The sequence below is a fragment of the Pseudomonas sp. B21-051 genome (assembly GCF_024748795.1).
In the GTDB taxonomy this organism is placed as follows: Bacteria; Pseudomonadota; Gammaproteobacteria; order Pseudomonadales; family Pseudomonadaceae; genus Aquipseudomonas; species Aquipseudomonas putida_A.
The window spans coordinates 3,457,965-3,484,468 of record NZ_CP087166.1 but is presented as its reverse complement, the minus strand read 5'-3'; the positions used below and the strand labels follow the sequence as shown (position 1 = coordinate 3,484,468).

23 protein-coding genes are annotated in these 26,504 nt (G+C 61.1%); 13 read left to right on the top strand and 10 right to left on the bottom strand.

The annotated features are described in order from the left end of the window. Positions 1-18: 18 nt before the first annotated feature. The 7 genes from LOY52_RS15360 to gloB form a co-directional block, all read right to left on the bottom strand. A complete protein-coding gene (locus tag LOY52_RS15360; RefSeq protein WP_258674806.1) occupies positions 19-1,629 on the bottom strand; it encodes an ABC transporter ATP-binding protein in 1,611 nt (536 codons plus the stop codon). Between the two features lies 1 nt (position 1,630). Then, positions 1,631-2,650, bottom strand: coding sequence for an ABC transporter permease (locus LOY52_RS15355; protein ID WP_007965317.1), 1,020 nt, complete (start codon positions 2,648-2,650; stop codon positions 1,631-1,633). A 1-nt stretch (position 2,651) separates the two neighbouring features. Next, positions 2,652-3,725, bottom strand: a complete 1,074-nt coding sequence (locus LOY52_RS15350; protein WP_202370720.1) for a microcin C ABC transporter permease YejB — start codon at positions 3,723-3,725, stop codon at positions 2,652-2,654. 4 nt (positions 3,726-3,729) lie between these two features. Next, positions 3,730-5,571 (bottom strand): extracellular solute-binding protein, encoded by a 1,842-nt coding sequence (locus LOY52_RS15345; protein ID WP_258674802.1) that lies wholly within the window; start codon positions 5,569-5,571, stop codon positions 3,730-3,732. Then, positions 5,568-7,400 (bottom strand): extracellular solute-binding protein, encoded by a 1,833-nt coding sequence (locus tag LOY52_RS15340; protein WP_258674801.1) that lies wholly within the window; start codon positions 7,398-7,400, stop codon positions 5,568-5,570. The genes LOY52_RS15345 and LOY52_RS15340 overlap by 4 nt, the downstream gene beginning before the upstream one ends. Before the next feature lie 176 nt (positions 7,401-7,576). Beyond that, positions 7,577-9,043 carry a LysM peptidoglycan-binding domain-containing protein gene (locus LOY52_RS15335; protein ID WP_258674800.1) on the bottom strand — a complete coding sequence of 489 codons (1,467 nt, stop codon included), beginning with the start codon at positions 9,041-9,043 and terminating at the stop codon, positions 7,577-7,579. A 99-nt stretch (positions 9,044-9,142) separates the two neighbouring features. Beyond that, positions 9,143-9,910 carry a hydroxyacylglutathione hydrolase gene (gloB, locus tag LOY52_RS15330; protein WP_258674798.1) on the bottom strand — a complete coding sequence of 256 codons (768 nt, stop codon included), beginning with the start codon at positions 9,908-9,910 and terminating at the stop codon, positions 9,143-9,145. A 66-nt stretch (positions 9,911-9,976) separates the two neighbouring features. On the opposite strand from gloB, the gene LOY52_RS15325 reads away from it, so the two are divergent. The 5 genes from LOY52_RS15325 to LOY52_RS15305 all read left to right on the top strand — a co-directional run bounded on the left by LOY52_RS15325 (position 9,977) and on the right by LOY52_RS15305 (position 15,387). Then, positions 9,977-10,735, top strand: coding sequence for a methyltransferase domain-containing protein (locus LOY52_RS15325; protein WP_003224159.1), 759 nt, complete (start codon positions 9,977-9,979; stop codon positions 10,733-10,735). A 91-nt stretch (positions 10,736-10,826) separates the two neighbouring features. Further along, positions 10,827-11,288 (top strand): ribonuclease HI, encoded by a 462-nt coding sequence (gene rnhA, locus LOY52_RS15320; RefSeq protein WP_003224162.1) that lies wholly within the window; start codon positions 10,827-10,829, stop codon positions 11,286-11,288. 257 nt (positions 11,289-11,545) lie between these two features. Continuing rightward, on the top strand, positions 11,546-12,304 hold the full coding sequence (dnaQ, locus tag LOY52_RS15315) for a DNA polymerase III subunit epsilon (protein WP_027613146.1): 759 nt from the start codon (positions 11,546-11,548) through the stop codon (positions 12,302-12,304). A 198-nt stretch (positions 12,305-12,502) separates the two neighbouring features. Further along, on the top strand, positions 12,503-14,758 hold the full coding sequence (locus LOY52_RS15310) for an Orn/Lys/Arg decarboxylase N-terminal domain-containing protein (protein WP_258674796.1): 2,256 nt from the start codon (positions 12,503-12,505) through the stop codon (positions 14,756-14,758). Between the two features lie 14 nt (positions 14,759-14,772). Next, on the top strand, positions 14,773-15,387 hold the full coding sequence (locus LOY52_RS15305; protein WP_258674794.1) for a GNAT family N-acetyltransferase: 615 nt from the start codon (positions 14,773-14,775) through the stop codon (positions 15,385-15,387). Here the strand turns inward: LOY52_RS15305 and LOY52_RS15300 are convergent. Both LOY52_RS15300 and LOY52_RS15295 read right to left on the bottom strand, forming a co-directional pair. Then, positions 15,353-16,246: a LysR substrate-binding domain-containing protein gene (locus LOY52_RS15300; RefSeq protein WP_258674793.1), complete on the bottom strand. Its 894-nt coding sequence runs from the start codon at positions 16,244-16,246 to the stop codon at positions 15,353-15,355. The two genes, LOY52_RS15305 and LOY52_RS15300, sit on opposite strands and share 35 nt — an antisense overlap. Before the next feature lie 85 nt (positions 16,247-16,331). Beyond that, positions 16,332-16,562, bottom strand: coding sequence for a hypothetical protein (locus LOY52_RS15295; protein WP_007965845.1), 231 nt, complete (start codon positions 16,560-16,562; stop codon positions 16,332-16,334). Between the two features lie 183 nt (positions 16,563-16,745). Between LOY52_RS15295 and LOY52_RS15290 the strand changes: the two genes are divergently transcribed. Together LOY52_RS15290 and LOY52_RS15285 are read left to right on the top strand one after the other, a co-directional pair. Next, positions 16,746-17,303 (top strand): NADPH-dependent FMN reductase, encoded by a 558-nt coding sequence (locus tag LOY52_RS15290; RefSeq protein ID WP_258674790.1) that lies wholly within the window; start codon positions 16,746-16,748, stop codon positions 17,301-17,303. A gap of 160 nt (positions 17,304-17,463) precedes the next feature. Further along, positions 17,464-18,747 (top strand): arsenic transporter, encoded by a 1,284-nt coding sequence (locus LOY52_RS15285; protein ID WP_258674789.1) that lies wholly within the window; start codon positions 17,464-17,466, stop codon positions 18,745-18,747. Between the two features lie 103 nt (positions 18,748-18,850). Here the strand turns inward: LOY52_RS15285 and LOY52_RS15280 are convergent, their stop codons facing one another. After that, a complete protein-coding gene (locus tag LOY52_RS15280) occupies positions 18,851-19,801 on the bottom strand; it encodes a DUF1853 family protein (RefSeq protein ID WP_258674787.1) in 951 nt (316 codons plus the stop codon). 115 nt (positions 19,802-19,916) lie between these two features. On the opposite strand from LOY52_RS15280, the gene LOY52_RS15275 reads away from it, so the two are divergent. Genes LOY52_RS15275 through pepN form a run of 6 tightly spaced genes read left to right on the top strand, consistent with a single transcriptional unit; the run spans position 19,917 to position 26,433 of the window. Next, complete coding sequence (locus tag LOY52_RS15275; protein ID WP_003224174.1) at positions 19,917-20,807, top strand: NAD(+) kinase; 891 nt, start codon at positions 19,917-19,919, stop codon at positions 20,805-20,807. Then, a complete protein-coding gene (locus tag LOY52_RS15270) occupies positions 20,804-21,778 on the top strand; it encodes a metallophosphoesterase (RefSeq protein WP_372241222.1) in 975 nt (324 codons plus the stop codon). The genes LOY52_RS15275 and LOY52_RS15270 overlap by 4 nt, the downstream gene beginning before the upstream one ends. Beyond that, positions 21,775-22,644: a rhomboid family intramembrane serine protease gene (locus tag LOY52_RS15265; RefSeq protein ID WP_027613138.1), complete on the top strand. Its 870-nt coding sequence runs from the start codon at positions 21,775-21,777 to the stop codon at positions 22,642-22,644. The genes LOY52_RS15270 and LOY52_RS15265 overlap by 4 nt, the downstream gene beginning before the upstream one ends. 33 nt (positions 22,645-22,677) lie before the next feature. Further along, a complete protein-coding gene (locus tag LOY52_RS15260) occupies positions 22,678-22,938 on the top strand; it encodes a YeaC family protein (RefSeq protein ID WP_003224178.1) in 261 nt (86 codons plus the stop codon). Next, positions 22,935-23,765 carry a DUF2797 domain-containing protein gene (locus LOY52_RS15255; protein ID WP_027613137.1) on the top strand — a complete coding sequence of 277 codons (831 nt, stop codon included), beginning with the start codon at positions 22,935-22,937 and terminating at the stop codon, positions 23,763-23,765. The genes LOY52_RS15260 and LOY52_RS15255 overlap by 4 nt, the downstream gene beginning before the upstream one ends. 10 nt (positions 23,766-23,775) lie before the next feature. After that, positions 23,776-26,433: an aminopeptidase N gene (gene pepN, locus LOY52_RS15250; protein ID WP_258674783.1), complete on the top strand. Its 2,658-nt coding sequence runs from the start codon at positions 23,776-23,778 to the stop codon at positions 26,431-26,433. Positions 26,434-26,504: the final 71 nt, after the last annotated feature.

Sequence of the window (26,504 nt, the reverse complement as noted above, 5' to 3'; positions counted from 1 at the left end):
TGTTGCTCCTCTTTCAGGTTATTGCGCAGTGGCTGGTGCCAAAAAAGCGGCTTCCAGCAACTGCTGTGTATACGGATGTTTGGGGGCGGCAAAAATATCTTGCGCAGCTCCCTGTTCGACCACTTGGCCATGCTTGACCACCATCAGCTGGTGGCTCAGCGCTTTGACGACAGCCAGGTCATGGCTGATGAACAAATACGTCAGGTTGTACTTGGCTTGCAGTGAACGCAACAGCTCCACCACTTGCCGCTGCACCGTGCGGTCGAGCGCCGACGTCGGCTCGTCCAGCAGGATCAGCGCCGGTTTCAGCACCAAGGCCCGGGCAATGGCGATACGTTGCCGTTGCCCACCGGAAAATTCGTGAGGGTAGCGGTGCCGGGTTTCCGGATCCAGACCTACCTCCTTCAATGCCGCAATAATCGCCGCTTCCTGCTCGGCGGCGGTGCCCATCTTGTGAATCCGCAGGCCTTCGCCAACGATGTCGCTGACGCACATCCGCGGGCTCAGGCTGCCGAACGGGTCTTGAAACACCACCTGCATCTCCCGACGCAACGGGCGAACCTCGTTCTGCGTCAGGCAGTCTAGCTGTTTGCCCTCAAAGCGAATGGCGCCTTTGCTGCCGATCAGCCGCAAAATTGCCAGACCGAGGGTGGATTTGCCGGAACCGCTTTCCCCCACGATCCCCAGCGTCTGTCCCTGAGGCAGGCTGAAATTGATGCCGTCCACTGCCTTGACGTAATCCACCGTGCGCTTGAGCAGGCCTTTCTTGATCGGGAACCAGACTTTGAGGTTCTCGACTTCGAGCAGCGGCGCCCCGATTTTATTGGTCGCCGGGCCTCCGCTGGGCTCCGCGCCGAGCAATTCCCGAGTGTACGGATGCTGCGGCGAACGGAACAGCTCTGCGCACGATGCCTGTTCGACGATGCAACCGCGCTGCATGACACATACGCGATGCGCAATTCTTCGCACCAGGTTCAAATCGTGACTGATCAGTAGCAGCGACATGCCCAATCTGGCCTGCAATTCCTTGAGCAAATCGAGGATTTTCAGCTGAACGGTCACGTCCAGTGCGGTGGTCGGCTCGTCGGCGATCAGCAGCTCCGGCTCGTTGGCCAACGCCATGGCGATCATCACCCGCTGGCGCTGGCCGCCGGACAGCTCATGGGGCAGGGCCTTGAGGCGTTTGTGCGGCTCGGGGATGCCGACCATCTCCAGCAGCTCCAGGGTGCGTTTGGTCGCGACTTTGCCGCTCAGGCCCTTGTGGATGCCGAGGATTTCGTTGATCTGCTTCTCGATCGAGTGCAGCGGGTTGAGCGAGGTCATCGGCTCCTGAAAGATCATCGCGATGCGGTTGCCGCGGATGTGGCGGATGGTCTTTTCGCTCAGGTCCAGCAGATTCTGCCCGGCATAGGTGATGCTGCCGGCCGGATGGCGGGCCAGCGGGTAGGGCAGCAGGCGCAGGATCGAGTGCGCCGTGACCGACTTGCCCGAGCCGGACTCGCCGACCAGCGCCAGGGTTTCGCCGCGTTTGATGTCGAAGCTCACGCCCTCGACCACCCGGTGCAGGCGCTCGTTGAAGCCGAACTCGACGGCGAGGTCGCGCACTTCGATCAGATTGTCCTGATTCATTTCACTTCCTCGGGTCGAAGGCATCGCGAGCGGACTCGCCGATAAACACCAGCAAACTCAACATCAGCGCCAGCACCGCGAACGCGCTCATGCCCAGCCACGGCGCCTGCAGGTTGGATTTGCCCTGGGCCACCAGTTCACCCAGCGACGGACTGCCGGCCGGCAAGCCGAAGCCGAGGAAGTCCAGCGCAGTCAGGGTGCCGATGGCGCCGGTAAGGATGAACGGCATGAAGGTCATGGTCGAGACCATGGCGTTAGGCAGGATGTGGCGAAACATGATCGCACCGTTCTGCATGCCCAGCGCCCGCGCGGCGCGCACGTATTCAAGGTTGCGGCCACGCAGGAACTCGGCGCGCACCACGTCGACCAGGCTCATCCACGAGAACAGCAGCATGATCCCCAGCAGCCACCAGAAATTCGGCTGGACGAAACTGGCGAGAATGATCAGCAGGTACAGCACCGGCAGCCCCGACCAGATCTCCAGAAAGCGCTGCCCGGCCAGATCGACCCAGCCACCATAGAAACCCTGCAGCGCGCCGGCAATCACGCCAATGATCGAGCTGAGTACAGTCAGCGTCAGTGCAAACAGTACGGAAATGCGGAAGCCGTAGATCACCCGCGCCAGCACATCGCGGCCCTGATCGTCGGTACCCAGCAGGTTGTCCGCCGAAGGCGGGGCCGGTGCCGGGACTTTCAGGTCGTAGTTGATGCTCTGGTAGCTGTAGGGGATCGGCGCCCACAACACCCACGCATCCTTGGCCTTGAGCAGTTCGCGGATGTACGGGCTCTTGTAGTTGGCTTCCAGCGGGAATTCGCCGCCGAAGGTGGTTTCCGGGTAGCGCTTGATTGCCGGGAAGTACCAGTGGTTGTCGTAATGCACCACCAGCGGCTTGTCGTTGGCGATCAGCTCGGCGCCGAGGCTCAGGCCGAACAGGATCAGAAACAGCCACAGCGACCACCAGCCACGCTTGTTGGCCTTGAACAGTTCAAAGCGGCGGCGATTGAGAGGGGACAGGTTCATCTCAATGCTCCCGGCTGGCGAAGTCGATGCGCGGATCGACCAGGGTGTAGGTGAGATCGCCGATCAGTTTCACCACCAGGCCGAGCAGGGTGAAGATGAACAGGGTGCCGAACACTACCGGGTAATCGCGGTTGATCGCCGCTTCGAAACTCATCAGGCCGAGGCCGTCGAGGGAGAAGATCACTTCCACCAGCAACGAGCCGGTGAAGAAGATGCCGATGAAGGCCGATGGGAACCCGGCAATCACCAGCAGCATCGCGTTGCGGAACACGTGGCCGTAGAGCACGCGATTACGCGTCAGGCCCTTGGCCTTGGCGGTGACCACATACTGCTTGTTGATCTCGTCGAGGAAGCTGTTTTTGGTCAGCAGGGTCATGGTCGCGAAGTTGCCGATCACCAGCGCCGTCACCGGCAGCGCCAGATGCCAGAAGTAGTCAAGAATCTTGCCGCCCAGGCTCAGCTCATCGAAGTTGTTCGAGGTCAGGCCGCGCAGCGGGAACCAGTCCAGATAGCTGCCGCCAGCAAACACCACGATCAGCAGAATCGCAAAGAGGAACGCCGGAATCGCGTAGCCGACGATAATCGCCGAACTGGTCCACACGTCGAAGTGGCTGCCGTGCCGCGTGGCCTTGGCGATCCCCAGCGGGATCGACACCAGGTACATGATCAGCGTGCTCCACAACCCGAGGGAGATCGACACCGGCATCTTTTCCTTGATCAGGTCGATGACCTTGGCGTCACGGAAAAAGCTGTCGCCGAAATCCAGCTTCGCGTAGTTCTTGACCATGATCCACAGGCGTTCCGGGGCCGACTTGTCGAACCCGTACATGTGTTCGATTTCCTTGATCAGCGCCGGGTCGAGGCCTTGCGCGCCGCGATAGGCGGAGCCGGCCACCGAGACCTCGGCACCGCCACCGGCGATGCGGCTGGTGGCGCCTTCGAAGCCTTCGAGCTTGGCGATCATCTGTTCCACCGGGCCGCCGGGCGCGGCCTGGATGATCACGAAGTTGATCAGCAGGATGCCGAACAGGGTCGGGATGATCAGCAGCAGTCGCCGAAAAATATACGCCAGCATCTGATTACTCCGTGCCCACAGGGTCGGCTTGCAGTTTGGTTTCGACTTCTATGGCGGGTTTCGCGTCAGGCTTGACCCACCAGGTGTTAATCCCGATGTCGTATTTGGGCGAGACTTTCGGGTGGCCGATGTGGTTCCAGTACGCCACGCGCCAGGTCTTGATGTGCCAGTTGGGGACCACGTAGTAACCCCATTGCAGCACCCGATCCAGCGCCCGGGCATGCGCCACCAGACTGCTGCGCGAATCGGCGTTGATCAGGCTTTCCACCAGTTGATCGACGATCGGGTCCTTCAGGCCCATGGTGTTGCGGCTGCTCGGTTTGTCGGCGGCGGCGCTCATCCAGAATTCGCGCTGCTCGTTACCCGGCGAGTTGGATTGCGGGAAGCTGCCGACCATCATGTCGAAGTCCCGCGAACGCACGCGGTTGATGTACTGCGAAACGTCGACGCGGCGGATCACCAGGTCGATGCCAAGGTCGGCCAGATTGCGTTTGAACGGCAGCAGCACGCGTTCGAATTCGGTCTGCGCCAGCAGGAATTCGATGACCACCGGTTTGCCGTTGGCGTCGACCATTTTGTCATCGACGATCTTCCAGCCGGCCTCCTGCAACAGTTGATAGGCCTCACGCTGCTGGGCGCGGATCATGCCGCTGGCGTCGGTCTTGGGGTTCTCGAAGGCTTCGCTGAACACCTGCGCCGGCAGTTTGCTGCGAAACGGTTCGAGGATCGCCCGTTGTTCGGCGTCGGGCAGGCCGGTGGCGGCCATTTCCGAGTTCTCGAAATAGCTGCGGGTGCGGAAGTAGGCACCGTTGAACAGCTGTTTGTTGGTCCACTCGAAGTCGAACAGCAGGCCGAGCGCCTGCCGCACCCGCACATCCTGAAACACCGGACGGCGCAGGTTGAAAACGAAGCCCTGCATGCCGGTCGGGTTGCTGTTGGCGATCTGTTCCTTGATCAAGCGACCTTCGGTGACCGCCGGAATGTTGTAGGCATTGGCCCAGTTCTTCGCGGTCATTTCCAGCCAGTAATCGAACTGCCCGGCCTTCAGCGCTTCGACGGCGACGGTGTTGTCGCGGTAGTAATCGGTGGTCATCACATCGAAGTTGTAGAACCCGCGATTGACCGGCAGATCCTTGCCCCAGTAGTCCTTGACCCGTTCATAGCGCACCGAGCGCCCGGCCTTCACTTCGGCGACCTTGTACGGGCCGCTGCCCAGCGGAATCTCCAGATTGCCCTTGGAAAAATCACGGCTGGCCCACCAGTGTTTCGGCAGCACCGGGAGCTGACCGAGGATCAGCGGCAGCTCGCGATTGTTGGTGTGCTTGAACTTGAACAGCACCTTGAGCGGATCTTCGGCGATGGCCTCTTCGACATCGCTGTAATAACCGCGAAACAGCGGCGAGCCGTCCTTGGTCAGGGTCTGGAAGCTGAACACCACGTCTTCGGCGCGCACCGGATGGCCATCGTGAAAACGCGCTTCCGGGCGCAGGTAGAAACGCACCCAGCTGTTGTCCGGGGCTTTCTCGATCTTCGCGGCGATCAGGCCGTACTCGGTGAACGGCTCGTCGAGGCTGTGCTTGGTCAGGGTGTCGTAGATCTGCCCGACATCATCGGCCGGCACGCCTTTGCTGATGAACGGGTTGAGGCTGTCGAAGCCGCCGAATCCGGCCTGACGGAAGATCCCGCCCTTGGGCGCGTCGGGGTTCACGTAATCGAACTGCTTGAAGTCCGCCGGGTATTTCGGCGGCTCGTTGTACAGGGTCACGGCGTGTTGCGGGGCGGCAATCGCCAGCCCGGCGAACAGCAGACCGCTGGCCTGCACGAGCAGGGCGCGGATGGGCGTCATTTATTGTTCTCCGAAGATTTCAGCCACCACGCGCTCAGGCCCAGGGTGTAGGGCGGCGTGGTGACGAAGGCCAACCGGTTGCGGTAGGCCAGTCGGTGATAATTGAGGTACCAGTTGGGAATGCTGTAGTGCTGCCAGAGCAGCACGCGGTCCAGCGCCTTGCCGGCGGCGACCTGTTCGTCGCGGGTTTGCGCGGCGAGCAATTGTTCGAGCAGGTGATCGACCACCGGGTTGGCGATGCCGGCGTAATTCTTGCTGCCCTTGACCCCGACCTGACTGGAATGGAAATACTGCCATTGCTCCAGACCCGGGCTGAGGGTCTGGTTGAGGGTCATCAGGATCATGTCGAAATCGAACTGGTCCAGACGCTGCTTGTACTGGGCGCGATCCACCGTGCGCAGGCGCGCGTCGATGCCGATGCTGTTGAGGTTCTCGATGTACGGCTGGAGGATCCGTTCAAGGTTCGGATTGACCAGCAGCAACTCGAAACTCAGCGGCTGGCCCTTGGCGTTTTGCAGGCGCTGACCGTTGAGCTTCCAGCCGGCCTCGGCGAGCAGCGCCAGGGCCTTGCGCATGGTTTCTCGCGGGATGCCGCGGCCGTCGGTCTGCGGCAGGCTGAACGGCTCGGTGAACAGCTTCGCGGGCAACTGATCCTTGTACGGCTTGAGCATCAGCCATTCATGCCCGACCGGCAGGCCGCTGGCGCTGAATTCGCTGTTGGGGTAGTAGCTGGTGGTGCGCTGGTAGGCGTCGCTGAACAGTGCGCGGTTGGTCCATTCGAAGTCGAACATCAGGCCCAGCGCTTCGCGCACCTTGACGTCGCTGAAGGTTGCGCGCCGGGTGTTCATGAACAGGCCCTGGCTCTGGGTCGGGATCTGGTGCGGGATCTGCGCCTTGATCACTTCGCCACGGCGCACTGCGGGGAAGTTGTAGCCGTTGGCCCAGTTCTTTGCCTGATGCTCGATGTAGATGTCGAATTCGCCGGCCTTGAACGCTTCGAAGGCCACGTCGCTGTCGCGGTAGAACTCGACTTCCATGCGATCGAAGTTGTATTTGCCGCGATTGACCGGCAGGTCCTTGCCCCAGTAATCCTTGACCCGCTCGAAAATCAGCTGCCGCCCCGGCGTCACCGAGGTGATGCGGTACGGGCCACTGCCCAGCGGTGGCTCGAAGGTGGTGGCCTTGAAGTCGCGATCCTTCCAGTAGTGCTGCGGCAGCACCGGCAACTCGCCGAGGCGCAGAATCAGCAACGGATTGCCCGAGCGTTTCATCACGAAACGAATGCGCTGCGGGTTGAGGATGTCGACCCGCGACACTTCCTGCAGGGCGGTGCGGTACAGCGGGTGGCCGTCCTTGAGCAGTGTTCGGTAGGAGAACGCCACGTCGTAGGCGGTGATCTGGGTGCCGTCGTGAAAGCGTGCTTCCGGGCGCAGATTGAACACTACCCAGCTGCGATCTTCGCTGTACTCCACCGATTGCGCGATCAGGCCATAGCTCGATGCCGGCTCGTCGCCGGACGGCGAATACTGGCCGGTGCCGACCATCAGCGGTTCGTTCAGCTCGTTGATGCCGTACTGCAGGAAATTCGGTGTGGTAACCGGGCTGGTGCCCTTGAACGTGTATGGATTGACCGTATCGAAGGTGCCGAACGCCATCACCCGCAACGTACCGCCCTTGGGCGCTTGCGGGTTGACCCAGTCGAAGTGGGTAAATCTGGCCGGGTACTTGAGCGTGCCGAACTGCGCATAACCGTGACTCTCGGTAATCGTCGCGCTTGCGGGTGAGCTCAAGGCCAGGCTGATCAGGAGCAGGAGAAGGGGACGCTTCAAGTCAGATCCGATCCAGGCGGCTTGGGCTTTTGTGGCCGTACAGTAACAGCTTGTCTGGACAGGAAAAAGATAGCGGGTTAATGCTGTGTTAATGCAAAAAAAAGATCGCAGCCTTCGGCAGCTCCTACAGGGATCAATGCAGGAGTTGCCGAAGGCTGCGATCTTTTGATTTCAACTCAGTGCGGCTGGTAAACCGTGAGCATCTGCCCAGGCTTGAGGGCCTTGCCCGCACCCGGGTTCCAGCGCTTGAGATGTTGCATCTCGACGTTGAAACGCTTGGCCACCACATACAACGTGTCGCCACGCTTGACCTTGTATTGGGTCTGCTGCTGGCTGTCGGCCTTGCCTTTGCTCTTGCTGTTGGCAGCGATCACCGTGTTGACCCGGCCACCGCTGCGCGCCGGGGCGCGCTTGGTGTTGTCCTGCATCACCAGGGTCTGGCCGACCTTGAGGTTCTTGCCGGTCAGCTTGTTCCAACGCTGCAGGTCCTTGACTTCGACCTTGTTGGCCTTGGCGATGGAACCGAGATTGTCGCCACGTTTGACTCGATAGGCGCGCTTGAGCTTCGCCACCTCGGTCGGATCAGCTCCGTCGAACACCGGCTTCAGCGAGCGCGGGCTGATCAGTTCTTCAGGTCGCATGGTCTGCAGGCTGGCGGTCAGCAATTGCGCCTTGGACGTCGGCACCAGCAGATGCTGGGGGCCGTCGATGGTGGTGCGCTGCTTGAAGGCCGGGTTGAGCTGGAACAGCTCGTCTTCGTCGATGTTGGCCACCGCCGCAACCTTGGACAGGTCCATGCGCTGGTTGATTTCGACGACCTGGAAATAGGGTTCGTTGGCGATCGGGTTGAGGTTCACCCCGTAGGCTTCCGGGGCCAGCACCACTTGCGACAGGGCCAGCAGTTTCGGCACGTAGGCCTGGGTTTCCGCCGGCAGCGACGACAGGTTCCAATAGTCGGTTGGCAGGCCGAGCTTCTCGTTACGCTCGATGGCGCGGCTGACTGTGCCTTCACCGGCGTTATACGCCGCCAGGGCCAGCAGCCAGTCACCGTTGAACATGTCGTGCAGACGAGTCAGGTAGTCCATTGCGGCGGTGGTCGAGGCGGTAATATCGCGACGGCCATCATAGAAGCGGGTCTGGCGCAGGTTGTAGTAACGACCGGTGGACGGAATGAATTGCCACAGGCCCGAAGCGTCGGCCCGGGAATAGGCCATCGGGTTGTAGGCGCTCTCGATCACTGGCAGCAGGGCCAGCTCCAGCGGCATGTTGCGCTCTTCGAGACGCTCTACGATGTAATGAATGTAGAGACTGCCGCGTTCGCCGGCGTTCTCCAGAAAGGACGGGTTACTGGCAAACCATAGCCGCTGCTGCTCGATGCGCGGGTTGACGCCCAGGCCGTCCTGCAGCTGGAAACCACCGCGCATGCGCTCCCAGATGTCCTGAGGCACCTGCGGGCTGGGCTTTTCGCTGAGCCAGATCGGTTTCTGCTTGGCTCGCGCAGCAATGTTCGGCGTATGGCTCGCTTCAGGCTGCGGAGCATGGCTGGAACAGCCCGCCAACGTGGCGGACACAGCCACCGCGATGGCTTGCGCCAGGCGGGTCAGCGTGTCTGAATTGACGGACTTACGTATGGATGACGACATTGGCTGGAAGTAAGTTCCGGGCAAAAATGTCGGGCGATTCTAGAAAGCGCACCCCGTGCGGTCAACCATTCAGAATTTTTGTACCAGCTGGTGAGTCACTTAGAACTTATCTTTCCATGCTCGCAGAGCCGCAAAAACCTCACTCGGCGCCCGGTTTTGAGCGCCTGCCCGTTCGTCCACTTTTTGTGTAACTAATGTTTCAGCGGTACGCAAAAACGGATTTGTGAGCTTTTCCAGGGCCAGGGTCGAGGGCAGGGTCATCACGCCTTTTTCCCGTTGTTGGGTGACTTTTTCCAGACGGGCGGCAATGTCCGGGTTGCTCGGTTCGACTGCCGCGGCAAATTTCAGATTGCTCAGGGTGTATTCATGGGTGCAATACACCAGCGTATCCTCGGGCAAGGCAGCGAGACGGCCGAGCGAGTGGTGCATCTGCTCCGGCGTGCCTTCGAACAGGCGTCCGCAACCGGCGGCGAACAGGGTGTCGCCGCAAAACAGCAGGCCGTGGTGATAATAGGCAATATGGCCGAGGGTGTGACCGGGTACCGCATAGACATCGAAGTCCCAGCCGAGCACGCTGACCTTGTCGTTGTCCTTGAGCGCCACGTCGCGCCCCGGAATGTTTTCGCTGGCCGGGCCGTAGACTTTGGCGCCGGTTGCCGCTTTCAGGCGTTCGACGCCGCCGACGTGATCGTGATGGTGATGAGTGATCAGAATGTCGCTCAGCACCCAGCCCGGGTGTGCGGCCAGCCAGGCCTGCACCGGCGCGGCATCGCCCGGGTCAACCACCGCGCATCGCTGGGTGCGGTGATCCTGTAACAACCAGATGTAGTTGTCGGTGAACGCGGGCAGGGCACTGATCTGTATCATCGTCGGAATTCGCCAAGCGGAAAACATTGGCGCATCTTAGAGCTTCTAGCGGCGTTGGAGAATGACATGACCGATAAAGCGTTCGCTCAGGCCGATCCCGACTGGCTGGCGTTGATCGGCGCGGCCCGTGAATGGCTGGCCGGCCCGCTCGGGCAATTTCTGCTGGATGAAGAACGACGCATGCTCGAAGACGAGTTGGGGCGGTTCTTCGGCGGCTACCTGGTGCACTACGGGCCGTCGGCCCAGACCCCGCCGTCGGCGCCGCAGGTGCAGCGCAACGTGCGGCTCGGCGCGCCGTTGCCGGGTGTCGAGATCGTCTGCGAGGAACAGGCCTGGCCGTTGAGCGAGCACGCCGCCGACGTGGTGGTGTTGCAGCACGGTCTGGATTTCTGCCTGTCACCCCACGGTTTGCTGCGCGAAGCGGCGAGCAGCGTACGCCCCGGCGGACATCTGCTGATCATCGGCATCAACCCCTGGAGCACCTGGGGTTTGCGCCACGTTTTCGCTCACGACGCCTTGCGTCAGGCACGTTGCATCTCGCCGTCGCGGGTCGCCGACTGGCTCAACCTGCTGGGGTTTGCGCTGGAGAAACGCCGCTTCGGGTGCTATCGTCCGCCGCTCGCGTCGCCCAAGTGGCAGGCCCGACTGGCCGGCTGGGAACGCAAGGCCGGCGACTGGCAACTGTCGGGCGGTGGCTTCTATTTATTGGTCGCGCGCAAGATCGTGGTCGGCCTGCGCCCGGTGCGTCAGGAGCGTCGCGAGCCGATGGGCAAGCTGATTCCGCTGCCGATGGCCAAGGTCAACCGCCGTCGTATCGAACCGTAAACCTTCTTTTTATAGTGGCCGGACCTGCTCCGGCCGCGGTCATCGTTGATCCGCGATTGACGGGGCCAGGCATTTTTCTGGATAGAGTGGCATGAGCGAAAGCGTCGATAGCGTAGAACTGTTCACCGACGGCGCCTGCAAGGGCAACCCCGGCCCGGGCGGCTGGGGCGCCTTGCTGGTGTGCAAGGGCGTCGAAAAGGAACTGTGGGGCGGCGAAGCCAACACCACCAACAACCGCATGGAGCTGCTCGGCGCCATCCGTGGCCTGGAAGCCTTGAAGCGGCCCTGTGAAGTGCTGCTGGTGACCGACTCGCAGTACGTAATGAAAGGCATCAACGAGTGGATGGCCAACTGGAAAAAACGCGGCTGGAAAACGGCGGCGAAGGAGCCAGTGAAAAACGCTGATCTGTGGAAAGAGCTGGATGAGCAGGTCAACCGCCACAAGGTCACCTGGAAGTGGGTGCGCGGGCACATTGGTCATCACGGTAACGAGCGGGCTGACCAGTTGGCCAACCGTGGGGTGGATGAAGTTCGGGGGTACAAGCAGAGCTGATTCCCTCCATTACACCGTGGCGCACCCAATCGCGAGCAGGCTCACGCTTGCAATCTGAAATGCATTCCCCTGTAGGAGCTGCCGCAGGCTGCGATCTTTTGACTTTGTTTTTTTAAAAGCAAGATCAAAAGATCGCAGCCTGCGGCAGCTCCTACAGGGTCATAGGTGCCGATCAAGCGGTGGTGGGCGAAGCGCACCGTGAGCGTGTTAACATCGCCGCTTTTGTACGATTGCCCCCCGTTGAGAATTGAACACTGATGGCCACCAGATCCGTTGTACTCGATACCGAAACCACCGGCATGCCGGTGACCGATGGTCACCGGATCATTGAAATCGGCTGTGTCGAACTGATCGGACGGCGCCTGACGGGCCGGCACTTTCACGTCTACCTGCAACCGGATCGCGAGAGTGACGAAGGCGCGATCGGCGTTCACGGCATCACCAACGAATTCCTCGTCGGCAAACCGCGCTTCGCCGAAGTGGCCGACGAGTTCTTCGAGTTCATCAACGGCGCGCAGCTGATCATCCATAACGCGGCGTTCGACGTTGGCTTCATCAACAACGAATTTGCCTTGATGGGTCAGCACGATCGCGCTGACATCACGCAGCACTGCACCATCCTCGACACCCTGATGATGGCCCGGGAACGTCACCCGGGGCAGCGCAACAGCCTCGACGCCTTGTGCAAACGTTATGGCGTCGACAACTCCGGCCGTGAACTGCACGGCGCCTTGCTCGACTCGGAGATTCTCGCCGACGTCTACCTGACCATGACTGGTGGCCAGACCAGCCTGTCGCTGGCCGGCAACGCTTCCGACGGCAATGGCACGGGCGAGGGCGCGGACAACTCCGCCACCGAAATCCGTCGTCTGCCGGCGAGTCGTCAGCCTGCGCGGATCATTCGGGCGACGGAAGAGGAACTGGCGGCGCATATGGCGCGGCTGGAGATCATTGCCAAGTCGGCGGGCGGGCCGGCGTTGTGGACGCAGATTGCCGAAGCTGATGCTCAGGCCTGAAAGATCAAAAGATCAAAAGATCGCAGCCTTCGGCAGCTCCTACAGGGGATCGCATTTCTCTGTAGGAGCTGCCGCAGGCTGCGATCTTTTGCTTTTGACGAGATGAAGCCAACTGGCCACCCTCGCCACTTTCGCTGCAACCCTCTACCCTGAGTGCATTGGCAGACTTTGATCCGCCGCCTCAGGACACTGAGCCTCATGTACAAAGATTTGAAGTTTCCGGTGTTGATCGTCCACCGCGACATCAAGGCCGACACGGTCGCCGGTGACCGTATCCGTGGCATCGCCCGGGAGTTGGAGCAGGAAGGTTTCAATATCGTTTCGGCCATCGACTACACCGAAGGGCGGTTGGTGGCGTCTACCCATCATGGTCTGGCGTGCATGCTGATCGCTGCCGAAGATGCCAGCACCCACTCGCATCTACTCCAAAACATGGCTGAATTGATCGGCCTGGCGCGAGTGCGGGCGCCGGATCTGCCGATCTTCGCCCTGGGCGAACAGGTCACTCTGGAAAACGCCCCTGCTGATGCCATGGCCGAACTCAATCAGTTGCGCGGCATTCTCTATCTGTTCGAAGACACCGTGCCGTTTCTCGCCCGGCAGGTAGCACGGGCGGCGCGCAAGTATCTGGACGGTCTGCTGCCGCCGTTTTTCAAGGCGTTGGTGCAGCACACCGCCGACTCCAACTATTCCTGGCACACACCCGGGCATGGTGGTGGCGTGGCCTATCACAAGAGTCCGGTGGGGCAGGCGTTTCACCAGTTCTTTGGCGAAAATACCCTGCGTTCGGACTTGTCGGTATCGGTGCCGGAGCTGGGTTCGCTGCTCGATCACACCGGCCCGCTCGCTGAAGCGGAAGAGCGTGCGGCACGCAATTTCGGCGCCGATCACACGTTTTTCGTGATCAATGGCACCTCGACTGCCAACAAGATCGTCTGGCACTCGATGGTCGGCCGTGATGATCTGGTGCTGGTCGATCGCAACTGCCACAAGTCGGTGTTGCACGCGATCATCATGACCGGCGCGATCCCGCTGTACCTGTGCCCGGAGCGCAATGAGCTGGGGATCATCGGCCCGATTCCGCTGAGCGAATTCAGTCGCGAGTCGATTCAGGCCAAGATCGATGCCAGCCCGTTGACCAAGGGCCGCGCGCCGAAAGTCAAACTGGCGGTGGTGACCAACTCGACCTATGACGGCCTGTGCTACAACGCCGAGCTGATCAAGCAAAGCCTGGGCAATAGCGTGGAAGTGCTGCATTTCGATGAGGCGTGGTATGCCTATGCGGCGTTTCACGAGTTCTTCGCCGGGCGCTACGGCATGGCCACCTCGCGCACCGAAGACAGCCCGATGGTGTTCACCACACATTCCACGCACAAGCTGCTCGCCGCGTTCAGCCAGGCCTCGATGATTCATGTGCAGGATGGCGGCGCGCGGCAACTGGACCGTGACCGTTTCAACGAAGCGTTCATGATGCACATCTCGACTTCGCCGCAGTACAGCATCATCGCTTCGCTGGATGTCGCTTCGGCCATGATGGAAGGCCCGGCCGGGCGCTCGCTGTTGCAGGAAACCTTTGACGAGGCGCTGAGTTTTCGCCGGGCGCTGGCCAATCTGCGCCAGCACATTGCGGCGGATGACTGGTGGTTCTCGATCTGGCAGCCGCCGGGTGTCGAAGGCATCGACCGGGTGCAGACCGAAGACTGGCTGCTGCAGCCGGACGCCGACTGGCATGGTTTCGGCGAAGTCAGCGACGACTACGTGCTGCTCGACCCGATCAAAGTGACCCTGGTCATGCCCGGATTGAATGCCGGCGGCGCGCTGAGCGAGAAAGGCATCCCGGCGGCGGTGGTCAGCAAGTTCCTCTGGGAGCGCGGGCTGGTGGTGGAGAAGACCGGGCTGTATTCGTTTCTGGTGCTGTTCTCGATGGGCATCACCAAGGGCAAGTGGAGCACGCTGCTCACCGAGTTACTCGAATTCAAACGCAGTTACGACGCCAACGTCAGTCTCGCGACCTGCCTGCCGTGCGTGGCGCAGCAAGACACCGCGCGCTATCGCGGCATGGGCCTGCGCGATTTGTGCGATCAACTGCACGCCTGTTACCGCAGCAACGCCACGGCCAAACATCTGAAACGCATGTACACGGTGCTGCCGGAAATCGCCATGAAGCCGGCCCATGCCTATGATCATCTGGTGCGTGGCGAAGTCGAGGCGGTGCCGATCGATGAGCTGGAGGGGCGCATCGCGGCGGTGATGCTGGTGCCGTATCCACCGGGAATTCCATTGATCATGCCCGGCGAGCGCTTTACCGAGGCAACCCGCTCGATCATTGACTACCTGAAATTTGCGCGCACGTTCGATAGCAGCTTTCCCGGTTTTGTCGCTGATGTGCATGGACTGCAACATGAAGACGAAGGCAATGGGCGGCAGTACACCGTCGATTGCGTCAAGGAATGAGGACTTTTCCGAGTATGCAACCGGTCATGAATCCGAAATACCCAGGTCTGTCAGTGCGTGTCGCCGACGATGGTTTCGCGGCGTATATCTGGGGCAGCGACTTCAGTTTCGAGGTCGCCGCGTACGGTGCCGCCGTCATTGGCCAACCGGTCGAGCGCTGGGCGGTGACGCCGATCGTGCCGTACCGCAAATGCTATGGCATCGACCCCGAAGAGTTCAGCAGCTATCGCGATGCCGCCGACAGCGCGATCTTCATGGCGTACCTGGATGACGAGCCAGTCGGTCATCTGGTGATCAGCACCAACTGGAACGGCTTCGCCCACATCGATGAGCTGGCGGTGCACGCACCGGCGCGCCGGCATGGCGTGGCCAAGGCATTGCTGGATGTCGCGCAGTTCTGGACTCGCAAGAAGAAACTGCCGGGGATCATGCTCGAGACGCAGAACAACAACCTCGGCGCCTGTCGTTTGTATGAGCGTTGTGGCTACGAGATTGGCGGTATCGACCATTTGCGTTATCGCGGGATTGATCCGAACACTGCGGAAATCGCGCTGTTCTGGTATCGACTGTTCGATAACCCGCTGGAAAACCCGCTCAACTCGCCAGCATCGCCTCGGCTTGTTCCGTGACAATCGTCAGCAGGGTCTGAATGGCTGCCGGCGTGGCGCTGTGTCGATAAGTCAGGGCATACAGGCTGATCGGCACCGCCGGTGACAGCGGGCAGACATCCAGTCCGCTCGCCCGTGCGCCGAGGGCGGTGAACGGGTCGACGATGGCCAGGCCTTCGCCGGCCTCGACCATGCTGCGCATCATCTGATGGGTTTGTACTCGGGTCTGGATGCTCGGCGCCGGGCGCAGGGCCTGGAGTTTGTTCTCCAGCGCCGGGCTCAACGGGTCATGGCCTTCGAGGCCGACCATCGCCTGGCCAGCGAGATCCTGCAGGGAAATGTATTTCTGCTTCGGTTGCAGCCAGCCGTGGGGCGCGAGCAGTTGCAATTTGCCGTGGGCCAGCGGCTGCGCATGGATGTCGGGGTGCTCCGGATCGTGCAGGCTCAGGCCCAGATCGCTTTCGCGCAGCAGCAGGCTACGGACGATGTCGCAAGTCGGAGAGCTGAGCAAACGGCAGGGGGCATCCGGCAACCGCCGGCGCAGCAGGGCGATACTTTGCGGCAACAGTTGTTGCGCCAGTGGCGGGGTGCCGATGATGCGCAGGGGCGGGGCGAGGTATTGCTTGAGACTGCTGGCCAGACGCTGCACCGGTTCCAGCGCTTGATAGACGTGAGCGATTTCCACCTGCAATGCCCGCGCTTCGGGCGTCGATTGCAATCGACCCCGTACGCTGGCGAACAGCATGAACCCCAACTCGCTCTCGGCTTCGCGCAAACGCTCTTCGACCTCGGTCACCGGGAGCTGCAGCCATTCGGCGGCGGTGCCCAGGTGACCGGTCTGCAAGAGCGCCTGAATCACTTCGATATGACGTAAACGCATGCGTGAAGTCCATGTTCAGCAGGTGGGGTCAGTGGCTGAATCCTACCCCAAGTCTGCGCATATGACTTCTGCTCATAACGGCCAGTTATGAAGCGACGGTTGTCTCAGGCTCGCGGGTCAGGGTGATACCTGACTGAACCAGGAGAAACTCGGTGTCACTGACTTTGTTGACGCGATCGCCAATGGCCAGTTTATAAATCGGCTCCGAGCCAGTGGAACCGTCTGCCGACGGGGTGGATTCCTGGAACTCATGCACGGAATAAACGCGGCCTTCCGCATCTCTTGCATGGAACTGACCGACGAGTACTGCTGCCATCTGCTTAGAACCTCTGGAGATAAAACGCTTGATTTGCGGCTTGGTAGACCGTCATCAAGCCCTGTAAGTTTTCCTACAGGAAAAAAATAATCAGCGCGAAGGAATTTCCCTTGCTCGCTGGTGAAACTGTCATCGAATCATCTATAACTACTGGCTCTTCCCACCGACAGTCGAGAGTTTTCCATGAGCAATGTCTACAACGTCGCTGTAGTCGTCGGCAGCCTGCGCAAAGCATCGATCAACCGCAAAGTCGCGCTGGCGCTGGCCGAGCTGGCACCGGCGAACCTGAAACTGAAGATTGTCGAAATTGGCGACCTGCCACTCTATAACGAAGACATTGACGGCGATTCACCGCCGGCAGCCTACAGCACTTTCCGCCAGGAAGTCGGTTCTTCCGACGCGGTGCTGTTCGTCACCCCGGAATATAACCGCTCGGTGCCGGCTCCTTTGAAGAATGCGATTGACGTGGGTTCACGGCCGTATGGCAAAGCCGTCTGGAGCGGCAAACCGGGTGCGGTGATCAGCGTGTCGCCGGGGGCGATTGGCGGTTTTGGTGCCAACCAGCATTTGCGTCAGTCCTTCGTGTTTCTCGATGTGCCGTGCATGCAGCAGCCGGAAGCGTATCTGGGTGGCGCGGGTTCGGCGTTTGACGAGGCGGGCAGGTTGAGCGAGTCGGTGAAACCGTTCTTGCAGAATTTCATCAATGCGTATGGGAAATTTGTGGAACAACACAAGAAATAATCGGGTCAGAGCTGCGGCTCGAAAAAATCCTGTGGGAGCGAGCCTGCTCGCGAAAGGGCAATCAGCCACACCTCGTGGTGACTGACAGTCCGCTTTCGCGAGCAGGCTCGCTCCCACAGTTGTGTGGTTTGGCTTGTTTTCTTCATTAAGGCTGTCGCGAATGCTCGCTGCGTCACTGATCTTCCTGCTGACCATCACCCTTGTCATCTGGCAACCCAAAGGCCTCGGGGTCGGCTGGAGCGCGACGCTTGGCGCAGTACTGGCACTGATCTTCGGCGTCGTGCATCTGAGCGATATTCCGCTGGTGTGGCAGATCATCTGGAACGCCACCGGCACCTTCGTTGCGCTGATCATCATCAGCTTGTTGCTCGACGAAGCGGGTTTCTTCGCCTGGGCCGCGCTGCACGTGGCGCGCTGGGGGCGGGGCAGTGGGCGCAAGCTGTTTGCCTTCATGGTGCTGCTCGGCGCGCTGGTGTCGGCGTTGTTCGCCAATGACGGCGCGGCGCTGATCCTCACGCCGATCGTGATTTCGATGCTGCTGGCGCTGCGCTTTTCCCCGGCGGCGACCCTCGCGTTCGTCATGGGGGCTGGTTTTATTGCCGATACCGCGAGCCTGCCGCTGGTGGTGTCGAACCTGGTCAACATCGTTTCGGCGGACTTCTTTCGCATCGGCTTTAACCGCTACGCGGCGGTGATGGTGCCGGTCAACTTCGTCAGCGTGGCCGCAACGCTCGGCGTGCTGATGTGGTACTTCCGTCGCGATATCCCCAAAGCTTACGACCCCGAACAGCTCGAACAGCCGCACACGGCGATCCACGACAAGGCCACGTTCTACGCCGGTTGGGTGGTGTTGGTGATTCTGTTGATCGGCTGTTTCTTCCTCGAACAACTGGGCATCCCGATCAGCGCGATCTCGGCGGTCTGCGCGGCGCTGCTGCTGGGGATCGCCGCCCGCGGCCACAGGATTTCCACGCGCAAGGTGCTGAAAGAAGCGCCGTGGCAGATCGTGATTTTCTCCCTCGGCATGTATCTGGTGGTGTATGGCCTGCGCAATGCCGGGCTGACCGGCTATCTCGCTGGCTGGCTGGATGTGTTTGCCGGGTACGGTGTGTGGGGCGCGGCGCTGGGCACCGGGGTGCTGACCGCGCTGTTGTCATCGATCATGAACAACTTGCCGACAGTGCTGATCGGCTTGTTGTCGATCGATGCCAGTCAGGCCAGCGGTGTGGTCAAGGAAGCGATGATCTATGCCAACGTGATCGGCAGCGATCTGGGGCCGAAGATCACCCCGATCGGCAGTCTGGCGACTTTGCTCTGGCTGCATGTGCTGGCGCGCAAGGATATCCGGATTGGTTGGGGCTATTACTTCAAGGTCGGGATTGTGCTGACGGTGCCGGTGTTGTTGATTACCTTGGCGGCGTTGGCTTTGCGGCTTTCGCTTTAGACCGAGTTGCCCCAATCGCGAGCAGGCTCACTCCTACCTTGGAATGCGTTCCCCTGTAGGAGTGAGCCTGCTCGCGATAGGGCCGGTTAAGGCACTACAACTCTCACACCTGCCCCGGCACATTCGGCCAAAGATCCGCCACCAGAAACAATCGCTCCGCCTCTTCCCATTCGCCACGGGCATTCTCGCTCAGGCGCACCATCAACTGCGCCGGGGCCATCGGTTCCAGGTCATCCAGCCACATCAGCAGGTGTTCAGCGCTCCAGACCTGATCCGCCGGGTAGTGTGCCGGCGCCAGCCAGGCATGCCGGGGCAGGGGTTGCCAGCGCCCGGCCGGACGCTGCGCGACGAACGCCGGCCAATCCTTCTGATGCAGCCAACTGCCACGCAGGTGCTGCGGATGCGCGCCTTTCGGTGGTTCGGCCTGACCGGGCCACGGGTACAACAGGTATCCGCCCAGCCACAGTTGCGCACTGAACACCTCGATATCCAGCTTGGCCAGCACCTCACGGCTTTCCGGGCGCGCGGAGATCGGCAGTTGATGTTCGGCCAGATGCGCCAGTTTGCGGTCCAGTCGATCATGACAGCCCGGCCCCAGCCACTGCGCCGGGTCGTGGCCGTCGCCCTCCTGCGGGCCGAGGTAGAGCTTGATCGCCAGTTCCAGGTGATGCACACCATCGCGGTCGCGCAGCAGCATGTCCAGTTCACCGAGGGTGTGGCCTTCGCGGCGGATCGGCAGGTTGGCGGCAATCAGCTCGATGCCTGGCGCATGCTCCACGGCAAACTGCCACAGCCGCTCGTAATACAGGCCCAGCCGCCGGGTGCGCGCCTGCGACAGCCAGTGCAACAAGCCATAACTGTCACGATCGAGTTGCCGCAGCCAGTGCTCCAGGCGCGCCGGATCACTGACCCAATCGCTGCCGGCCAGCGGATGGCGCTGCGGCCACGGTGTCGCGGCCAGCATCGGCGGCGCGAGAATCACCCACGCCAGGTCACGCACTTCCGGATGGCGTAATTGGTGTGGCAACTGAAGCAGGTCGGGAAACAGGATCATCTTGCGAGCATAGCCTGAAACACGCGCGCACCCTTGAGGCTGAAAGGATTTTGTCTATGGCGGGCTTTCGCCCATAATCGTGTTTTTCGCGTTTTCGATTGTCCGCAGAGGTCCCATGGAGCAATTTCGTAATATCGGCATCATCGGTCGTCTGGGCAGTTCCCAGGTGCTGGATACCGTCCGCCGACTGAAACGCTTTCTGCTCGATCGTCACCTGCACGTGATTCTCGAAGACACCATCGCCGAAGTCCTGCCGGGCCATGGCCTGCAAACCTCGTCACGCAAGATGCTCGGCGAAGTCTGCGACATGGTCATCGTCGTTGGCGGTGACGGCAGCCTGCTCGGTGCCGCTCGCGCGTTGGCCAAGCACAATATTCCAGTGCTGGGGATCAACCGTGGCAGCCTCGGCTTTCTCACCGACATTCGTCCCGATGAGCTGGAAGTCGAAGTGGCCAAGGTGCTCGACGGCCACTATCTGGTAGAAAACCGCTTTCTGCTGCAAGCCGAAGTGCGCCGGCATGCCGAGGCCATCGGCCAGGGCGATGCGCTGAATGACGTGGTGCTGCACCCGGGCAAATCGACGCGGATGATCGAGTTCGAGCTGTACATCGACGGTCAGTTCGTCTGCAGTCAGAAGGCCGACGGCCTGATCGTCGCCACCCCGACCGGTTCCACCGCGTACGCGCTGTCGGCCGGTGGCCCGATCATGCATCCCAAGCTCGATGCCATTGTGATCGTGCCGATGTACCCCCATATGTTGTCGAGCCGGCCAATTGTGGTCGATGGCAACAGTGAGCTGAAAATCGTCGTGTCGAAAAACATGCAGATTTACCCGCAAGTCTCCTGCGACGGGCAGAACCACTTCACCTGCGCGCCGGGCGACACCATCACCGTGAGCAAGAAAGCGCAGAAGCTGCGGCTGATTCACCCGCTCGACCACAACTACTACGAAGTCTGCCGGACCAAGCTCGGCTGGGGCAGCAAGTTGGGTGGTGGAGGCGACTGATGCTCGATCCCGCGCGCAGTTATGACTTGATTGGTGACGTGCACGGATGCGCCCTGACCCTCGAACACTTGCTTGACCGTCTCGGTTATCACAAGCAGGGCGGGGTCTGGCGGCATCCATCGCGCATGGCCGTGTTCGTCGGCGACATCATCGACCGTGGCCCGCGAATCCGCGAGGCATTGCACATCGTCCACGACATGGTCGAGGCCGGGCAGGCGCTGTGCATCATGGGCAACCACGAATTCAATGCACTGGGCTGGAGCACCCCGGCGCTGCCGGGCAGCGGCAAGCAGTTCGTGCGTGAGCACACGCCGCGCCACGCGCGTCTGCTGCACGAAACCCTGACCCAGTTCGAAGACCATCCGGGCGACTGGCATGACTTCCTCAACTGGTTCTACGAGCTGCCGCTGGTGGTCGATGCCGGGCGTTTCCGTGTGGTGCACGCCTGTTGGGATGCCAGCCTGATCGAACCGTTGCGCGGGTTGTTTCCCGATGCGCGTATCGACGAGCACTTTCTCCAGGCCTCGGCCGTGCCCGGCAGTTTCGCCTGCACCGTGTTCGACCGCTTGCTGCGCGGCACCGACATGCGCCTGCCGGATGGCTTGACCATGACCAGTGGCGACGGTCTGGTGCGTTCGTTCTTTCGCACCAAGTTCTGGGAAGATGATCCGAAAACCTACGGTGACATCGTCTTCCAGCCAGATGCACTGCCGGAGCCGGTGGCGCAGAAGCCGCTGACTTCCAGCGAAAAAAACAATCTGCTGCGCTATGGCATCGACGAGCCGTTGCTGTTCGTCGGCCACTACTGGCGCAGCGGCAAACCGGCGCCGATCCGCCCGAACCTCGCGTGTCTCGATTACAGCGCGGTGCTCTACGGCAAACTGGTGGCCTATCGTCTGGATCAGGAAACACGTCTGGATCCGCATAAATTTGTCTGGGTCGATGTCGAGCGGCCGGAGGTGCTGCAATGAGTGCGGTAGCGGTATTGCGTCTGCCGTTGGCGGTGGATTTGAGCGGTTTCGTCAAACTGCTGCAACGGATGCAAGTGCCGCATCGGGTCAGCGAAGAGGCGGGCGAGCAGGTGCTGTGGGCACCTTCGGAAATCAGCGAAGACGTACGTTCGCTGTACGAGCGCTTCCCGGCCGGTGACCCCGATCAGCAACTGGACATCCCGCTGGCGCCGACTTTCAAGCGTCCGAGCTTCGCCGAGCAACTCAAACACGCCAAGGCCACCGGGTTGATCCTGCTGCTGAGCCTGCTGGTCGGCGGCCTGACCTATCTGGGCGACAACCTCGACACCATTCGCTGGCTGACCTTCCTCGACTTCCGCGTGGTCGGCGAGTACATCCAGTTCACGCCGCTGGCCGACAGCCTGGCGGCGGGGCAGTGGTGGCGCCTGTTCACGCCGATGCTGCTGCACTTCGGCATCCTGCACCTGGCCATGAACGGCATGTGGTACTGGGAGCTGGGGCGGCGCATCGAATCGCGTCAGGGCAGCATCAATCTGCTCGGCCTGACGCTGCTGTTCAGCCTGGTGTCGAACTACGCGCAGTTTGCCTGGAGCGGCCCGAGCCTGTTCGGCGGCCTGTCCGGCGTGCTCTACGGCTTGCTCGGCCACTGCTGGATTTTCCAGTTGCTGGCGCCGAACCCCGCGTATCGCCTGCCGCGTGGCGTGCTGGTGATGATGCTGGTGTGGCTGGTGATTTGCATGTCCGGACTGGTCTCGATGATCGGTTTCGGCCAGATCGCCAACGCCGCGCACGTCAGCGGGTTACTCATCGGATGCTTCACCGGTTTGTTGGGCGGTTTGTATAACCGCCGTAAACTGGCCGCCTGAAATTTTAAGTGAATAAAGAGCACGGAGACCCTGATGTCCTCTTTTAACGACATGATCAAGAACATCACCCCGGACATCTACGAGAGCCTGAAACTGGCCGTGGAAATCGGCAAGTGGTCCGACGGCGGCAAACTCACCGCCGAACAGCGCGAGCTGTCGCTGCAGGCGATGATCGCCTGGGAAATCCAGAACCTGCCGGAAGACCAGCGCACCGGTTACATGGGCCCGCAGGAATGTGCGTCGAAGTCGATCGAAGTGCCGAACATCCTGTTCAAGTCGGATGCCATCCATTGATCGAGATTGGCCGCGGTGCAATCAGCAAAATGTCGGCGCGCCTGGACGGGCCGAATGTGCAATACGCGTTTCGTCTGGATGACGTCGAGGTCCCGGTCAATCCCATGATCGGCACCACGGTGCGTCTGGAGTACCTGGGGGCGATTCATTGCACCCATTGCGGGCGCAAGACCAAAACCAGTTTCAGCCAGGGTTACTGCTACCCGTGCATGACCAAACTGGCGCAGTGCGATCTGTGCATCATGAGCCCGGAGCGTTGTCACTTCGAGGCCGGTACCTGCCGGGAGCCAGAGTGGGGTCAGAAGTTCTGCATGACTGATCATGTGGTGTATCTGGCCAACTCGTCGGGGATCAAGGTCGGTATCACCCGCGCCACGCAGTTGCCGACCCGCTGGCTCGATCAGGGCGCGAGTCAGGCGCTGCCGATCATGCGCGTATCGACGCGCCAGCAGTCGGGCTTCGTCGAAGACCTGTTCCGCAGTCAGGTGGCCGACAAGACCAATTGGCGCGCCTTGCTCAAGGGCGATGCGGCGGCGGTGGATCTGGCGCAAGTGCGCGATCAACTGTTTGAAAGCTGCGCCGAGGGCTTGCAAGGTCTGCAACAGCGATTCGGCCTACAAGCAATTCAGACGATTGCCGATGTAGAACCTCTCGAAATCCGCTATCCGGTCGAGCAATACCCGGCCAAAATCGTCAGCTTCAACCTGGACAAGAACCCGATTGCCGAAGGCACGCTGCTGGGGATCAAAGGTCAGTACCTGATTTTCGACACCGGCGTGATCAACATTCGTAAATACACGGCCTATCAGCTCGCCGTGCATCAATAAGGATTCCAGCATGCGCACCGAACAACCGAAGATGATTTACCTGAAGGACTATCAGGCGCCCGAGTACCTGATCGACGAGACGCACCTGACCTTCGAGCTGTTCGAGGACCACAGCCTGGTCCACGCGCAACTGGTGATGCGCCGCAACCCGGAGCGTGGCCCGGGCCTGCCGCCGCTGGTACTTGACGGCCAGCAGCTGGAGCTGCTGTCGGTGACCCTGGCCGACCAGGAACTGAGCGCCGGCGATTATCAGCTGAGCGAAAACACCCTGACCCTGCAGCCGGCCAGCGCCAGCTTCACGGTCGACACCAGCGTCAGGATCCACCCGGAAACCAACACCGCGCTGGAAGGCCTGTACAAGTCCGGCACGATGTTCTGCACCCAGTGCGAGGCCGAAGGCTTCCGCAAGATCACCTACTACCTCGACCGCCCGGACGTGATGAGCAAGTTCACCACCACGGTGGTCGCCGAGCAGCACAGCTATCCGGTGCTGCTGTCCAACGGCAACCCGATTGCCTCCGGCCCGGGCGAAGACGGCCGACACTGGGCGACCTGGGAAGACCCGTTCATGAAACCGGCGTACCTGTTCGCGCTGGTGGCCGGTGATTTGTGGTGCGTCGAAGACACCTTCACCACCATGACCCAGCGCAATGTCGCGCTGCGCATCTACGTCGAGCCGGAAAACATCGACAAGTGCCAGCACGCGATGAACAGTCTGAAGAAGTCGATGCGCTGGGACGAAGAGGTCTACGGTCGCGAGTACGATCTGGACATCTTCATGATCGTCGCCGTCAACGACTTCAACATGGGCGCGATGGAGAACAAGGGCCTCAACATCTTCAACTCCAGCGCCGTGCTGGCCCGCGCCGAAACCGCCACCGACGCCGCGCATCAGAGGGTCGAGGCAATCGTCGCCCACGAATACTTCCACAACTGGTCGGGCAACCGCGTGACCTGCCGCGACTGGTTCCAGCTGTCGCTCAAGGAAGGCTTCACTGTGTTCCGTGACGCCGGTTTCTCCTCGGACATGAACTCGGCCACGGTCAAGCGCATTCAGGACGTGGCGTACCTGCGTACCCACCAGTTCGCCGAAGATGCCGGTCCCATGGCCCACGCGGTGCGTCCGGACAGCTTCATCGAGATTTCCAACTTCTACACCCTGACCGTGTACGAAAAAGGCTCGGAAGTGGTCGGCATGATCCACACCCTGCTGGGCGCCGAAGGTTTCCGCAAGGGCAGTGACCTGTACTTCGAACGCCACGACGGCCAGGCCGTGACCTGCGACGACTTTGTCAAGGCCATGGAAGATGCCAACGGTGTCGACCTGACCCAGTTCAAACGCTGGTACAGCCAGGCCGGCACGCCGCGTCTGGCGGTCAGCGAGACGTATGACGCCGCGGCGAAAACCTACAGCCTGACCTTCCGCCAGAGCTGCCCGGAAACCCCGGACAAGGTGGAAAAACTGCCGTTCGTGATCCCGGTCGAACTCGGTCTGCTCGACAGCAAAGGCAACGAGATTGCCCTGCGTCTGGCCGGTGAAGCGTCGGCCCAGGGCACCAGCCGCGTGATCTCGGTGACCGAGGCCGAGCAGACCTTCACCTTCGTCGACATCGCTGAACACCCGCTGCCATCGTTGCTGCGTGGTTTCTCGGCACCGGTGAAACTGAGCTTCCCGTACAACCGCGACCAGTTGATGTTCCTGATGCAGCATGACAGTGACGGCTTCAATCGCTGGGATGCCGGTCAGCAGCTGTCGGTGCAGGTGCTGCAGGAACTGATCGCGCAGCAGCAGAAGGGCGAGAGCCTGGTGCTTGATCCGCGTCTGATCTCGGCGCTGAAAACCGTGCTGTCCGACGAGACGCTGGATCAGGCCATGGTCGCCGAAATGCTTTCGCTGCCGAGCGAAGCGTATCTGACCGAAATCAGCGAAGTGGCGGATGTCGAGGCGATCCACATCGCTCGCGAGTTTGCCCGCAAGCAACTGGCGGACAACCTGTTCGAAGCGCTGTGGCTGCGTTATCAGGCCAACCGCGATTTGTCGAAGCAGACGCCATACGTGGCAGAGGCTGAACACTTTGCCCGTCGCGCGCTGCAGAACATTGCGCTGTCGTACCTGATGCTCAGCGGCAAGCCGGAAGTGCTGGCTGCTACGCAGGAACAGTTCGAAAACAGCGACAACATGACCGAGCGCCTCACCGCGTTGGCGGTGCTGGTCAACTCGCCGTTCGAAGAACAGAAGGCCAAAGCGCTGGCGACTTTCGCCGAGCACTTCAAGGACAATCCGCTGGTCATGGATCAGTGGTTCAGCGTGCAGGCCGGCAGCACCTTGCCGGGCGGTCTGGCGCGGGTCAAGGCGTTGATGCAGCACCCGGCGTTCAACATCAAGAACCCGAACAAGGTGCGTGCGCTGGTCGGTGCGTTTGCCGGGCAGAACCTGATCAACTTCCACGCCGCCGACGGTTCGGGCTACCGCTTCCTCGCGGATCTGGTGATCGAGCTGAACGGCTTCAACCCGCAGATCGCCTCGCGGCAACTGGCGCCGCTGACTCGCTGGCGTAAATACGACGTTGCGCGGCAGGCACTGATGAAGGCTGAGCTGGAGCGGATTCGGGCTTCGGGGCAGTTGTCGAGCGACGTGTACGAAGTGGTGAGCAAAAGCCTGGCGTAACGCTCGCCTGATCAATATTTCAGGCGAACACAAAACCCTGTGGGAGCTGTCGAGTGAAACGAGGCTGCGAT